We start from the raw sequence: 13,693 nt of genomic DNA, 5'->3' as shown, positions 1-13,693 counted from the left end.
ATGGCTGATGCGATTAAGTTGCAAATTAAGCTAGGCGAACGGAGCTATGATATACATATCTCCTACGGTCTTCTCGATAAGGCTGGAGAGCTAATCGCCTCCGTTTGCAAAGGCAAAAAAGCGGCAATCATTACAAATCCTAAAGTTGGCAGCCTATATGCTGATTGCCTAGCATATAGTCTCAGCAGGGCAGGCGTTGAGTCTCATATAATCGCCATTCCTGCTGGCGAGCGCTATAAGAACCTAAACACTGTCCAGAGAGTTTATAACCGCTTGCTCGACTGCCGAATTGACCGCACTGGTATGGTTATTGGCCTTGGGGGCGGGGTTATTGGAGATCTTGCGGGTTTCATAGCCGCAACATACCTCCGAGGCGTAGATTTTGTTCAGGTGCCGACCTCACTGCTTGCACAGGTAGATGCTAGCGTTGGTGGAAAGGTTGGCGTTGATCTACCCCGGGGCAAGAACCTTGTTGGAGCATTCTACCAACCGAAAATAGTCGTCATTGATACAGCAACCTTATCTACCCTTCCGCCAAGAGAGCTCCGCACTGGCCTGGCCGAAATAATCAAACATGGGATAATTCTTGATAGTGGTTATTTTTCTTTTGTCGAAGCTGAACTGCCTATGATCAAGCGTCTGGAGCCAGAGTCAATTATGCGCGCGGTAGCTGGTTCGTGCCAGATCAAAGCTCGTGTTGTCGAGCAAGATGAGCGTGAATTCGGCTTGCGAGCAATACTTAACTTTGGCCATACGGTCGGTCATGCTTTAGAAGCAATTACTGGCTATAAGACATATAGACACGGCGAGGCCGTCGCTATTGGGATGGTTACGGCAACTATTATCTCTGCGAAGATGGGTCTTATTGACAAGCAAGTAGTTGAGGCGATTTCAAAAGTAATTCAAAAAGCAGGTTTGCCAATAAAACCAAAGGATGAAATCAGCAGTTTGAATCTTTTAGAGGTAATGAAACTTGACAAGAAGGTTATCCAAGAGCGACTAAGATTTGTGCTTATCAAAGGCATTGGATCTGCTTTTGTCTCGGATGAGGTAACGCCAAAAGTATTGATGGATGCACTCGAAGAACAAAAGAGGCTTTCTGCTGAGTGCTCGAGTTTAAGAAAAAAATGAACAATCTTAAGCAATACCTAGTTGAACTAGCAGCGGCAACTTGGCTAATTATTGTAGCCATTTATTTTGTTGCTGGTTACTTTTTCTAGATAAGGTAATTAATGATTACCCTCTGCCATCATTCTCCGTGCTCCCCTAACATCTTTTTCTCTAATCTTGGTTTTCCTTGACGCACATACTGGCCCTAGCCTATACTGGTCGTAAGATGGGAGAAGAACCTGCGAGGCAATGCAAATGTCTGAATTATGGTGCGTAGATCTCGGTCAGATTGGCTATTCTCCATGTTTATCAATACAGTACAAGCTTGCCAAACTCAGGGCTGAAGGCTTGATAGAAGATACGCTTCTCTTGCTGGAACATGAGCCCGTTATCACATTCGGAAGATCAGGCGGGGAAGAAAGCCTTCTTGTTCCGATAGAAAAAATCAAAGAAGCTGGAATCGAGATATTTTATACCGACCGTGGAGGCGACGCTACCTACCATGGTCCTGGCCAACTTGTCGGCTATCCGATCTTTAGTTTAGGACAACATGGCAAGGATGTTCACTTATTTCTTCGCAATATTGAACGCTCGGTTATGGATTGTCTTTCGGATTTTGGCATTTCTTCGCAAGCTGTTCCCGGATATACCGGCGTGTGGGTCGGCGATGAAAAAATATGCTCGATAGGGATTGCAGTTCGTAGATGGGTTAGCTACCATGGTTTTGCTTTAAATGTAAATCCTAACTTTGACCATTGGGCTCTGCTTCATCCTTGTGGGCTCGTCGGCCGAAGGGTAACGTCTATCGAACGTTTGCTCGGTAAACCTATAAGCATGCAATCAGTGAAAGATGTTATTGTGAGTAGGTTTGCACAAGTTTTTGGTATAAAGCCTGTGCAGATAGATAAAAAAACGCTATTTGATAGAATTGCAGCTGAGGAGCATGAATATGAGCAGTGGGCTTCCTGAATGGCTCACCGTAAGATCACCAGATATGGGTGTTTTTGAGGATATGGTCGAGTACCTGAAATCCCTTGGCATTCATACAGTTTGCCAAAGTGCGGGTTGCCCAAATATTGGTGATTGTTTTACAAGGCGCACAGCGACATTTATGATTCTTGGCAATATCTGCACGCGAAATTGTGGGTTTTGCGGCGTACAAAGCGGTGTGCCAAGTCTTGTAGACCCAGATGAGCCAAAACGAATTGCAAAAGCAGCGGCAGGCCTGGGATTGGCATATGTAGTTGTTACTTCGGTTACGCGCGACGACTTGAGAGACGGAGGTGCTTCGCATTTTGCTGAAACCATCCGGCAAATCAAGTCAGCCGTCCCACGGGCGAAAGTCGAGGTGCTCATACCTGATTTTAAGGGCGATGAAGAAGCATTGGCTCATGTGCTTGATGCAGGCCCACTCGTGATTAATCACAATGTCGAAACTGTTCCGCGTTTGTATCCTACTGTTCGTCCTCAGGCAGATTACAAGCGGTCGCTTAAACTTCTTGAAACCGCTGGGAAGTTCAGTTCGTCTATATATAAGAAATCCGGCTTTATGGTAGGCCTTGGGGAATCGGAAGCTGAGATCATTGATTTGCTTAAAGACCTTCGTGACGTAGGTTGTGACTTTGTGACCATTGGTCAGTATCTCAGGCCATCGAAGAAAAATCTTCCGGTTGTAGAATACGTCCATCCTGCGAAATTTGAGGAATATAAAGCAATCGGAGAAAGCATGGGCTTCCGGTATGTCGCCGCAGGGCCGTTTGTTCGAAGTTCCTACCATGCTGCGGACCTTTTCTCGCATGCTACATGCTAAGTGAAAGCAGTCGCCAGTCATAACCTCTCGCGATGCCGAGAGGTTGATTAGGTGCTTAAATAAAGGATAGCTTTTCGAGTTCATGGGCAGGATTAAACGTATCAGCTTATTAGTAATAATTGCGCCGGTTATTCTGATGGCCGCAGTTTTTGCGGCATTTTTCGTAAGCCGCCCATATTTTGCCTCGGAGATTGTCAGACAGGCAGTTGTTGCCATTGCTTCACAGCATATAAATGCAAGGGTAACTATCGGTAGTTTCCATGTCTCTCCGACTGGCAAGATACTTCTAGAGGACGTGAAAATCCTTGGTCCAGAGGATAGCCTGCCCATCCTAAGTGCGAGCCGCGTAATTTTTAAATTCAGGCTCTTGGATTTTGCTTTCCGCCGAGTTAACCCCATAAAAAGCATTCAGTCTGTCCATGTTATATCCCCACGCTTATATTTGCGGCGAGGAAAAGACGGGCGCTGGAATATTGCGAATCTCTTGAAACCTACCAAGCCGACTGCTCCATTTGAGGGAATAATAAAAGTGCAATCAGGTCGCCTAACCATCCAAGACCTAGCACACGATCCAAATGTAGCTTATGTGAATAAGCTCCGCTCCATCAATGCAGTCGTTGATTTTTCGAACCATCCGGTGGCTGCATTTGTCGCTTCTGCTGTTGGCGAAGGCGACCGCGCTGGAAAGATACACCTGGAGGGCAAGTATGATTTAGGCAATCGTTCATTCAAAGCCGAGCTTGATGCCGTGAACTTAAATGCAAAATTTTGGTCTTCTTATCCAAAACGCCTGAAATTCATGAAGGTTCTTTCAGGTTCGGTTAATGCTTTTTTATTTCTCAATCGGAAGAAAGACCAACCACTGAACTATCAAGTAGTGCTGGACCTCAAAGATGGAAAAGTCAATTTTTCAAAAATCAAAAAATCTATAGAAAAAATAAACGGCAGGCTCTTAATTGAAAATGACACAGTTGATATGGATTTGAACTCTAGAATTGGGGCTACGCGTTTTGCCGTTTTCGGCAGTGTGATTGGCTTCAAGCATCCTAGACTTTCTCTCGATTTTCGCTCAGATTGTGCCAATCTCCGAGAATTCTCGCATTTCTTGAAAAACTCTAATATGCTCTCCAAATTCAACATCCCTTCTAGTGGCATTTGCCATTTGGTTGCAATTGGACCCGCTCGTAATCCTGAAATAAGCTTTGAAGTAAACACCCCATATTTAGGTTACAGGCAGTGGCGCGCCACCGATTTTCATGTGATTGGGGTTTACAAGGGCGGACACATTAACCTTGCCAAGGCAGAGGGCAAGGCATATGGGGGAAAGTTGATTGCTCGAGGGCATATCTATACCTCCAGTAAGCCATCAGTTAGCTTGGTAGGCAAGGCAACAGGTGTTGAGCTAGCACAAATCCCATCGATCCAAGACCGTGGATTGGCGGCCTCATCTAATGGCCACTTTAAAGCACATTGGACTTCCGATTTTGTTCAGATTGACTATCAAGGTTCTCTTGGTTCTGGGAGCTTCCGAGGCTTCCATTTTGACGATGGGGCTGCTTCAATTAGGTATAAGAATGGTCAATTTGAGATTAACGAGGTCAGCGCTCGCGTTATGGGTGGACTTGTGAGCGTTTCTGGAAAGATAGGGGGGGACGGCACGCTCAACCTTAGTGTTTCATCTGCTGACATAGACCTTGCCAAATTTGGACGAAAGTACTGGCGGAAGCCAACTGTGGGGCGAATGTATCTCATGGGCAGGCTCACCGGCACGGTGGAAAACCCATTGTATGAAGGCAGGGTAGTTGCACAACCAGTGGCGGTGTCTGGCTATCAGGCCGAACGCATGGAAGCCCAAGTAACTGCTGGGCGCTACCTATTGAGCTTGCATGACTTAGTGATTCATCAATGGCCAGGAAGGATAACTATTTCTGGCTCGGTAGTTCAGCCCTTAGAAAGAACGCGGTCATTAAATCTCATAGCAAAGGCTGACTCATTAGACATTCGGCAACTGGTGCATCCTTCAAGTAAATTGGGCGAGGTGAGCGGTCTACTTTCTGCTGATGTTTCTATTACAATCCTTGGCTCTGCGCCAGCATTTGCCGGGGACGTATGGATTGAGAATGGGCGGATTCATAACCATATTCTTGATTTGGCACGTGCAAAAATATATTACGCCGGCGATACACTTGCGCTTAAAGAAGTCAGTATCCATTCGGGCAAGGCTTCGCTAAAAGCAGACGCAAGTTATACAAGCAATGGGGGCATTAGAGCTACATTTAGTGGCGAAGGTTTTCAGCTAGCTGATATCATTAAGTCATCCAGTAAGTATCCAAGTGTTTCTGGTTTAGTGAACTTCCAAGGTACTGCTAATGGGACAATTGAGCAACCTTGGCTTGACCTGGCCTTGAACGGGAGCGACATTAAAATAGACGGCGAGCCCTTTAAGCAGTTCGCGGGCAATGTGAAAATATCAGAAGGCAAGTTATCGGCAACCAACCTAATGCTAACCGACGCCAACTCGTCAGTCAAATTCCCAGTCCTAGAATACCGGCGTGATGAGGGCTCACTGCAAGTGGATGCGGTTATAGAAGATATACCTTTTTCGAAATTTCTTTCAATAACCAAAAGAAATCTTGCTATCTATGACCCCAAAGGAAGAATAAACCAACTAATATACAAGTTCTCGAGCAACACGCCAGGCCTCGTTACAGGGCGGGTAGAGGGGAATCTAAAACTTGTTGGAGGCCTTAAGCCAAACTTGCATTGTGAGGGTACATTTTCAAATTCAAACCCCAAGGCCGAAGCAGGACAAATTCATGCTGTATACCTTAAGGGGTCATGCACTGATAACATAGTAGCTGTTAACGAGTTTGAAGCAGTTAGCGACGAGGCCGTTATCTCCGGCAAAGCAAGTGTTGGACCAGCTGACTCACTGCATCTTAACCTTGATGCACACGGTTTGAATTTGACCGACCTCTCCCATTGGCTTAAACTTCCGCATAACATTTCAGGCACCGCAGACGTAACAATAGTTGCAGGTGGAACTACCTCTCAACCGGTAGGGCAGGCGTCTGTGGATATCATAAATCCCATAATTGGAAATGCGAAATTTGACCAATTGAGGCTTCGTTTGTCAACAGGGGAACACAATATGCCAGCACAACAAGTTAACATAGACGAGCTAACCCTTGTTCTTGATCAAAAGGAAGTTACGGCATCCGGTTTTATCCCGGTAAGCTGGCGACCGCTGAGCATTCTGGAGGATAATGCACTCTCTCTCAAATTGGTTTTTGATAATGCAGGACTTGATCTCCTACCCGGCTTTGTGAGTTCCATCGCAAAGAATAGCATGGGAGGAATTCTTGCTGGGTCAGTGCTTATCAATGTACCTGCAGGTGGAGGTAAACTAAAAACACCTACTCTCCAGGGCGATTTGACTTGGACAAAGGGAACAATTCGGTTTTCACAGCTAGATACTTCTTTTCAAGACATTGATATGCATTGTGTTTTAAAAGGCGATGAGCTTATTATCGAAAAATGTACTGGCATTTCTGCCAAAGGCGGAGGCTTTGATATTGGTGGAAGCATTAAATTTACTGAGCTCAATCCTACGCTTGATTTGCTTGTGCATACAAGCTCGCTAGGTTTATCTGAGAAAAACTTATCCAATGAATATGGAGAAAGCATTCGATGCAGGCTTGATTCGACGCTAAAAATAATGGGTGATTGGCGAAAACCGCTTGTAGCTGGCGACATAGCTGTTAAAGACGGCTCAATTGATATTGCCGGGAAGGCGGAAAAATCAAAGGGCAAAAGGAAGCAATCAGTTGATCCTACATTCTCCGTTGTGGTCGATATATCGAAGAGTGTTGAGCTTAGGAGTAGCCGTGTAAAAACGCCACTTGTGGGCCGCTTAAACATTGCTGGTTCGTTGTCAAAGCCATCAGTCGATGGTCAGGCCAACCTCACAGATGGAATTATTATGTTCCCTATGCATACGTTTAAAATTCTGCCTGGCAGCACTATGAGATTGCGGATTCATCCTAGTGAGCCCCCGAGTGTTATGATTGATGTACGAGCACAAACGCGGCTGATGGCACTAACAGGGCTTGGCAGACGAAAGCGATATACGGTAACTATGGAAGTAAGTGGCCCGTGGGACAATCTTCAGCCGAGATTTACTGCATCACCGCCGGATTTATCGGAACAGAGAATACTTGCAATGGTCACGGGACAACAGAGCATAGAGCAGATTTTTGGCGATGGTCAGCGGCGGAACATAGGTGAGCAGCTGTCAGGATTATTCTCGGCGGCAATGATGCCAACAGTATTGGGCTCTATTGGCGACGTCGTTGGCGAGGCTTTAGGGTTTGAGGAATTTACGCTTGAAATGGGTTATAAAGAGCCACTGCAACTTAGCATTAGCGAACAACTTCTGGATGGTCTTTACCTAAACTACTCGTCTACTTTGGGCGCGAGGCCTGATTATGCCGATAGCCAATACCAATTTAAACTTTCTTATCGGCTGCCGAAAGGCGTTGAATTGGGGTTGTCAACAAACGAGCGCAAGCAGTCTGAAATCACCATAGAAGGAAAGATGAAGTTCTGATAACAAAGAGGATAATTCATCGGTAAGGAGAAACAGTTATTCTAAGAGGGTTGAAAGGGAGAATAAAACCGTTATATGCATCCTCAGTGCTGGAATTACAGGATGAATCGTTCAGGTTTTTGACGCTTTTAAGGCATAATCAAGAAGCCAATGAACCTGAGCCTTCATCCCAGCAGGATACTTTAGCTAGCAAAGGTCTCCCCGATTTTGAAACTGTGCTGAGATTATATCATAAGAAGGTTTTTAGTCTGATATACCGTTTGGTTGGAGATATGGAAGAAGCTTCGGACCTCACACAGGAAACATTCGTCAAGGCGTATCGGGCTTATCCAAAGTTTCGAGGTCCAGCTGAAGCAGTTTTCCCGTGGCTTTGCCAGATAAGCGTTAACAGCTGCAAAAATAAATTTCGGGAAATAAACCGCCGAGAGAGATATGAATGGCGCTCGCTCGATGAGCCGGTGAGCATAGAGGAAGAGCAAGTTTTTTCAGAAATCGAGGACAGTGCTGGCGACCCGTCGAAGGTTATAGAAAAGCGGGAGCTTGAGAAGAAAGTCCAGGAATCAATACAACAGCTCCCGCCCGAATATCGCACCGTTGTAGTTTTGCGGGATATGCATGGACTGAGCTATCAAGAGGTCGCAGACGCAGCGGGGATAAGCGTGGAATTGGTAAAAGTGAGGCTTTTCAGAGCACGTGAAATCATTAGGAGACGGTTGGCGCCGTACCTTTAATTGCAGGTAGTGATTCTTTAATTTTTATCATTCCCAAGCTTATTTTGCTTTACAAGCTGCTTGCAGAAAACTCAGCTTTTAGAGTATTTTAGAAGAGTATTTGCAAATGCAAAAACTCTTAGGTTGGCAGATTATTGGGACATGTTTTGCCAGTTTTAAAGCGAACGCAGTAGGAGGAGGATAAATTCAACATGTTTCTGAAAATGTGGCTCCAAAAAGTTTTAATATTGCTAATCGCTTGCATGTTCATCCCCCAGATTGCATTTGCTCAGGAGAAGCAGATAACGGAAATTGTAGTTACCGGAAACGATCGCATATCCAAGGATGCGATTCTTGCCGCTATAAGCTTAAAGCCAGGCATGGCTTTCTCCGAAAGTGAAGTACAGGCTGCAAGGGATGCTATTCAGAACATGGGTTACTTCGAGCGTGTGACTGTTGGCACAGAATCTGTAGATAGCGGGGTCAAGGTTATATTCAGCGTTGTCGAAAATCCTGTCGTCAAGGAAATCAAAATCACTGGCAACACCGCTATTCCAACGGAGAAGATTCTCAGCCTTATGAGGACCTCAGTCGGCAGCGTGCTTAATATCAATACACTCGAACAGGATATTGAAGCTATTAGGAAGTATTACACCGAGAAGCGTTACATCGCGACGGTAACGGAACAAGTGGGTATAGATCCAGCCACCGGGGTGCTGACCATTCCAATTCAGGAAGCCCGGGTGGAAGCAATCAAAATTGTCGGCAATAAGAAAACAAAAACATACGTTATCCTGCGTGAAATGAAGCTCAAGCCTGGCGATGTTTTCAATGGCGACGTTCTCGCCAAGGACATCATGCGGATTTACGACCTTGGGATATTTGATCGCGAAAGCCCAGAGCCTTATAGGCTTGAAGCTGGGTCTGATGTAGATAAAGTTGTTGTTATAATCCCCGTCAAAGAACTTAAAACAGGAGAGGTTTCGCTTGGCGTGGGCTATAGTTCGAAAACAGGTCTCGTTGGCCAGGCAAGAGTATCGGAGAGTAATTTCAGGGGACGCGGGCAAGCTGTAAGCATACTTGGCGAAATCGGTGGGAGCGACAACGGGAATAGCTACGAGGTAAGTTTCTACGAACCCTGGCTTGATGTCAAACACACTTCTTTAGGGGTGAATGTTTACAGCAAATTCCTCTACAGATTTTCATCCAACGTTTTTGGTGTCAATGGTGATGATGAATATGACGAACGTCGGAAAGGAGGAAGCGTTACCCTTAGCAGGCCACTAAGCGAAGTCAGCAGAGGATTTGTTACATTAAGAAGCGAATCCGTAGATATCCCCGAGTTTTCAACACTTCCTGCTGCTGTGTTCCGAGACGGAACGGTGACAAGCGGCACGTTGCGTCTAACGAATGATTATCGAGACTCTGTTATCGAGCCTTTCACTGGAAATTACATTTCTTACGCAGTTGAACTTGGAAAGGCAGACCTAGATGCTGTCGCGTCCGCTGTTCCACCTTTGTTGGCAAGCAACTCGACGTTCGCGAAGTATAGCATCGATTTCAGGCGCTATATTAGCAAAGGAGGTCCCCGAACCGACGTTTCAGAACAGCGCAGGGTGTTAGCCATTAGATTGATGGCTGGCAGTCTAAGCGGAGATGTGCCATTCTTCGAACAGTACTTTGTAGGTGGAGCAGAAACACTCCGCGGATACAGAGAGGACAGGTTTTGGGGGAAAAATATGTTTCTCCTAAGCACTGAGTATAGGTTCCCGCTTGCTCCAAGTCTTAAAGGAGTGGCTTTTGTGGACTACGGCGACGCGTGGGGCGCAGACGAACAGTTCTTAAATATAAATCTTTTTGGCACTGAATTTGCCCAGCATAAGGATTTTTCTCCCAAAGTAGGCTATGGTGTAGGTATCCGAGTAGTTACTCCGATAGGACTACTCCGTTTGGACTATGGATTTAGCGACGAAGGCTCGCGGGCGCACTTCAGTATAGGACATGCTTTTTAATCGGCTGGGACTAAAAAGTCGAGGCAAGGGAAGCGCTGTATGTTATAGCCGACTGAAGTACACAATTAATTATTACCTTCAAAGGATTTTTACTTTTAGGTTGTCGGTATTGTTGGGCGTCTGTTATAATCTCAACGCCCTTGGATTACAATGAAAAAGCCCTTCAGGGGTAGAGTCGAAATTCATTTAGAAGGAGTATTCAAATGTCAACGTTACGCAATATTACAACAATCGCCATTGCAGCGAGCCTTATTATTTGTGCTATGACTGTGGCAATCGCTGCAGATGCGAAAGCCGCAATGCAGTTCGGCACAGTGGATATCGAGAAAGCTTACGCTGGTTACCAAAAGAGTGCCCAAATCAAAGATGAGCTCAAAGCAGCTTATGATAAAGCAAATCTTAAACTCGACCTGATGAAAGCCAACAAGCTTCTCACTTCAGAAGAGATTGCTGAGTTGGTGGAGCTGAGTACAAAAGACAAGCAGACCGAAGCCGACAAGGCAAGAATAAACACTCTCCTAGATGCCTCCAAGAAGCGCGACCAAGAGATGCAGATGCTTGAGCAGAAACAGGACGCATCGGATGCAGAGAAGGCAAGGCTCCAGCAGCTTATCGAACAGCGTAAGAATTCGGAAGAGGCCTACAAGAAATCATTTGAAACTTTGCAGAAAGAGCTTACCAACAAAGAAAATGAGCTACTTAGCGCGGCGAAGAAAGATATTGTAGATGCCGTCGCTACTGTGGCGAAGGAAAAGGGTATCTCAATAGTATTCAACCGAAGTATTGGGTTGGCGGATTTCATAATCTATTCTGCTGTAGATATCACCGACGACGTGATTAAGAAGCTAAACAAGAAGTAAAACAATGCGAGCATTTATGGCAATTAGTCTCCTATTTCCCATCTTGTTGTCATGCGGTGGGTGCGGGATTTGTCCACGGGAGGCTGGATTGAACCAAGAAAAGCACACAGCTCAACTGTCAGCAGGAAAATTACCAGAGGGGCCAGGCATTGAGCATTTGCTACCACGTCGGCGATGTGTATCCCCGATTGGTATGCCTGCTGGCGTGGATATCGGCGATTTTTCATGGGCAAAACCAAATTACAGCGTATCAGACGATATCATGAGGCGAATCGAAGCCATGGAGTCTGTAAGGTATGATAGCAAAAAAGTGGTGGTTGCCGGTTTAGCCTCTACGACGGTTCCAAAGGGCGGCGAAGCAGAATTGAACTGTGTAGACAAGCCGTTCTCTAATTCGATTCTTGCTGGACAGCAAAGATATACGGCAGAAGTTCTCAATTGCTACATTCGAATAAGGGTTCTGAAAGCGCAGTTAGCTGATGCAAATCCCCTCACAGAGTCGATGCTTCGCCGAAAATTAAAGGAAGCAGAATCCCAGCTGGAGACTGTTTTGGGTGCATCACAGAGAAATAGTGGGTACGAAGCATTAGTGATGGGAGACGAACGGAATAGCCAAAGCACGATTGGTAACGCAACGCCGGTATCAGTCAGATAACATGCATCCATGTTGCATAGGGGCAATGGTGAATCGGAACCATGGGAAACAGCATGGTTACCAAAACTCTAAAAGAGCTTGCCGAGCTGGTTGGCGGCGAGACAAGCGGCGACCTTAATACCATTATTACTGGTGCAGCGGACATCTCCGATGCTGTGGAAGGTGATATTGTCTTTGCGGAGAGTCCTAAGCTAATGGTCGAGGCTGAGAAATCTGCAGCATCAGCAATAATAACAAGCTTTGGAATCTCTGGCGATTCAAAGCCAGTAATCAGAGTACAAAATCCTAGATATGCTTTCGCTTGCGTTCTAGAGGCATTTTCTCCAGTAGTGGAGCGTGAGATTGGCGTTCATCCTTCTGCTTATATTGGGCAGAATGTTACAATTGGCGAAAGGGTATCTATTGGCTTCAATGCTTATATAGGAAATGACGTTGTTTTAGGGAATGACGTCACAATTCGTCCGTTCGCCTATGTAGGGAATTCTGTTAACATTGGCGACGGATGCACAATTCATCCATTTGTTGCAATCTATGACGGCATAACAATTGGTAATAGAGTGATTATTCATTCAGGCTCCGTGATTGGCGCTGATGGGTTTGGCTATACAAGAGTCGGCGATACACACTACAAAATCCCACAAATCGGAACTGTCATTATCTGCGACGATGTCGAGATTGGCGCAAATGTTACGATTGACAGGGCTAGAACTGGCAAGACAGAAATAGGTCGCGGCACGAAAATAGATAATCTGGTGCAGATAGGGCACAACTGTAGCATCGGGGAAAATTGCATTATAGTGGCTCAGGTTGGACTATCTGGAAGCATTACTGTTGGCAACCGCGTAATCCTTGCAGGGCAAGCAGGTTTAAAGGACCACATAACAATTGGCGATGATGCAATTATATGCGCTCGTTCAGGTGTCATCGGAGATATTCCCCCGGGGGCATTTGTTTCTGGCTATCCGGCGCGGTCCCACAAAGAGCAGTTACGGATAGCTGCGGCTACTCAAAAGCTTCCCGAGCTTGCAAAATTGGTTCAAGAGCTTGAGAAGCGAATAAAGGCGCTTGAAGAAGAATCTAAATAGGGGCCGGGATGCACCAATCAACTTTGAAAACCAGTGTTGGAATCGAAGGAATTGGTCTTCATACCGGCGAACCATGCCAGCTGACCATATTTCCTGCACCGGCAAACACTGGTATTATATTTGTGACCCCCAATGGAGAGGTTGCCGCAGTTGCGGAGAACGTTGAATCAACAAATAGAGGAACGACTCTCCGGAAGGGGACAGCTCAGGTTCATACGGTCGAGCATTTACTTTCGGCTTTCGCAGGAATGCAGATAGATAATGCCATCGTTCAGGTAGGCGGGCCAGAGGTTCCTTCTGTTGATGGCAGCGCTCTACCATTTGTTGAGCTTATCGAACGTGCAGGCATCGAGCCGCAATCTGCTGAGGTGATGCCAATCCGAGTAGAAGATACGGTGTGGATTGGAAAAGAAAATACACACGTGATTGCACTTCAAAATGCTAATTATAGGGTAACCGGGGTTATTTCCTTTTCCCACCCCATGATTGGCGAGCAAACGATAGATTTACAAGTCGAACCAGAAATTTTCAAGCGAGAGGTGGCTCCAGCTAGGACATTCTGCACCGAAGAAGAGATTGAGGCAATACTTTGTAGCGGTTTGGGGAGAGGTGGGACATTGGCAAATGTAGTAATAGTAAAAGAGAAAGAGTATTCTACTTCTCTTCGTTTTCGAGATGAGTTTGTAAGACATAAAGTGTTGGATTTAATCGGCGACCTGTATCTTGTTGGAGGCAGGTTGGCCGCTCACGTCATAACCATCAAAGCCGGCCATGCTTTGCATGCCGCCCTGGCTGGCAGAATTAGACAATCGTGGGCAAGGCGGCGGCAAGGAGGGTGATAT

10 protein-coding genes are annotated in these 13,693 nt (G+C 45.9%); all 10 read left to right on the top strand.

What is annotated here, in order from left to right:
* The 10 genes from aroB (at window position 1) to lpxC (ending at window position 13,690) form a co-directional block, all read left to right on the top strand.
* On the top strand, window positions 1–1,131 hold the full coding sequence (gene aroB, locus K6T99_04905) for a 3-dehydroquinate synthase (protein MCL6519148.1): 1,131 nt from the start codon (window positions 1–3) through the stop codon (window positions 1,129–1,131).
* A gap of 234 nt (window positions 1,132–1,365) precedes the next feature.
* Window positions 1,366–2,079, top strand: coding sequence for a lipoyl(octanoyl) transferase LipB (lipB, locus tag K6T99_04900; protein ID MCL6519147.1), 714 nt, complete (start codon window positions 1,366–1,368; stop codon window positions 2,077–2,079).
* Entirely contained in the window at window positions 2,060–2,920 is an 861-nt protein-coding gene (lipA, locus tag K6T99_04895) for a lipoyl synthase (GenBank protein ID MCL6519146.1), read from the top strand. Before lipB ends, lipA begins: the two co-directional genes overlap by 20 nt.
* Window positions 2,921–3,002: 82 nt before the next feature.
* Entirely contained in the window at window positions 3,003–7,529 is a 4,527-nt protein-coding gene (locus K6T99_04890; GenBank protein ID MCL6519145.1) for a translocation/assembly module TamB domain-containing protein, read from the top strand.
* 50 nt (window positions 7,530–7,579) lie between these two features.
* Entirely contained in the window at window positions 7,580–8,260 is a 681-nt protein-coding gene (locus K6T99_04885; GenBank protein MCL6519144.1) for a sigma-70 family RNA polymerase sigma factor, read from the top strand.
* Between the two features lie 191 nt (window positions 8,261–8,451).
* Window positions 8,452–10,251 (top strand): FtsQ-type POTRA domain-containing protein, encoded by a 1,800-nt coding sequence (locus K6T99_04880; protein MCL6519143.1) that lies wholly within the window; start codon window positions 8,452–8,454, stop codon window positions 10,249–10,251.
* Window positions 10,252–10,454: 203 nt separating this feature from the next.
* Window positions 10,455–11,111, top strand: a complete 657-nt coding sequence (locus tag K6T99_04875) for an OmpH family outer membrane protein (GenBank protein MCL6519142.1) — start codon at window positions 10,455–10,457, stop codon at window positions 11,109–11,111.
* Between the two features lie 88 nt (window positions 11,112–11,199).
* A complete protein-coding gene (locus K6T99_04870; protein MCL6519141.1) occupies window positions 11,200–11,766 on the top strand; it encodes a hypothetical protein in 567 nt (188 codons plus the stop codon).
* A gap of 41 nt (window positions 11,767–11,807) precedes the next feature.
* The gene (gene lpxD / locus K6T99_04865; GenBank protein ID MCL6519140.1) at window positions 11,808–12,851 is read left to right on the top strand and encodes a UDP-3-O-(3-hydroxymyristoyl)glucosamine N-acyltransferase; all 1,044 of its coding nucleotides are present in this window, start codon (window positions 11,808–11,810) and stop codon (window positions 12,849–12,851) included.
* Between the two features lie 23 nt (window positions 12,852–12,874).
* Window positions 12,875–13,690 (top strand): UDP-3-O-acyl-N-acetylglucosamine deacetylase, encoded by an 816-nt coding sequence (lpxC, locus tag K6T99_04860; GenBank protein MCL6519139.1) that lies wholly within the window; start codon window positions 12,875–12,877, stop codon window positions 13,688–13,690.
* The last annotated feature ends 3 nt before the right edge of the window (window positions 13,691–13,693 follow it).

The sequence above is a fragment of the Armatimonadota bacterium genome, from assembly GCA_023511795.1.
Classification (GTDB): Bacteria; Armatimonadota; UBA5829; order DTJY01; family DTJY01; genus JAIMAU01.
This window is presented reverse-complemented; position numbering and strand designations above follow the sequence as displayed.

Coding starts and splice junctions, on each gene's coding strand:
- K6T99_04880 (MCL6519143.1), top strand. CDS start 8,452: ATGTTTCTGAAAATGTGGCTCCAAAAAGTTTTAATATTGCTAATCGCT.
- lpxD (MCL6519140.1), top strand. CDS start 11,808: ATGGGAAACAGCATGGTTACCAAAACTCTAAAAGAGCTTGCCGAGCTG.
- K6T99_04890 (MCL6519145.1), top strand. CDS start 3,003: ATGGGCAGGATTAAACGTATCAGCTTATTAGTAATAATTGCGCCGGTT.
- lipA (MCL6519146.1), top strand. CDS start 2,060: ATGAGCAGTGGGCTTCCTGAATGGCTCACCGTAAGATCACCAGATATG.
- K6T99_04875 (MCL6519142.1), top strand. CDS start 10,455: ATGTCAACGTTACGCAATATTACAACAATCGCCATTGCAGCGAGCCTT.
- lipB (MCL6519147.1), top strand. CDS start 1,366: ATGTCTGAATTATGGTGCGTAGATCTCGGTCAGATTGGCTATTCTCCA.
- aroB (MCL6519148.1), top strand. CDS start 1: ATGGCTGATGCGATTAAGTTGCAAATTAAGCTAGGCGAACGGAGCTAT.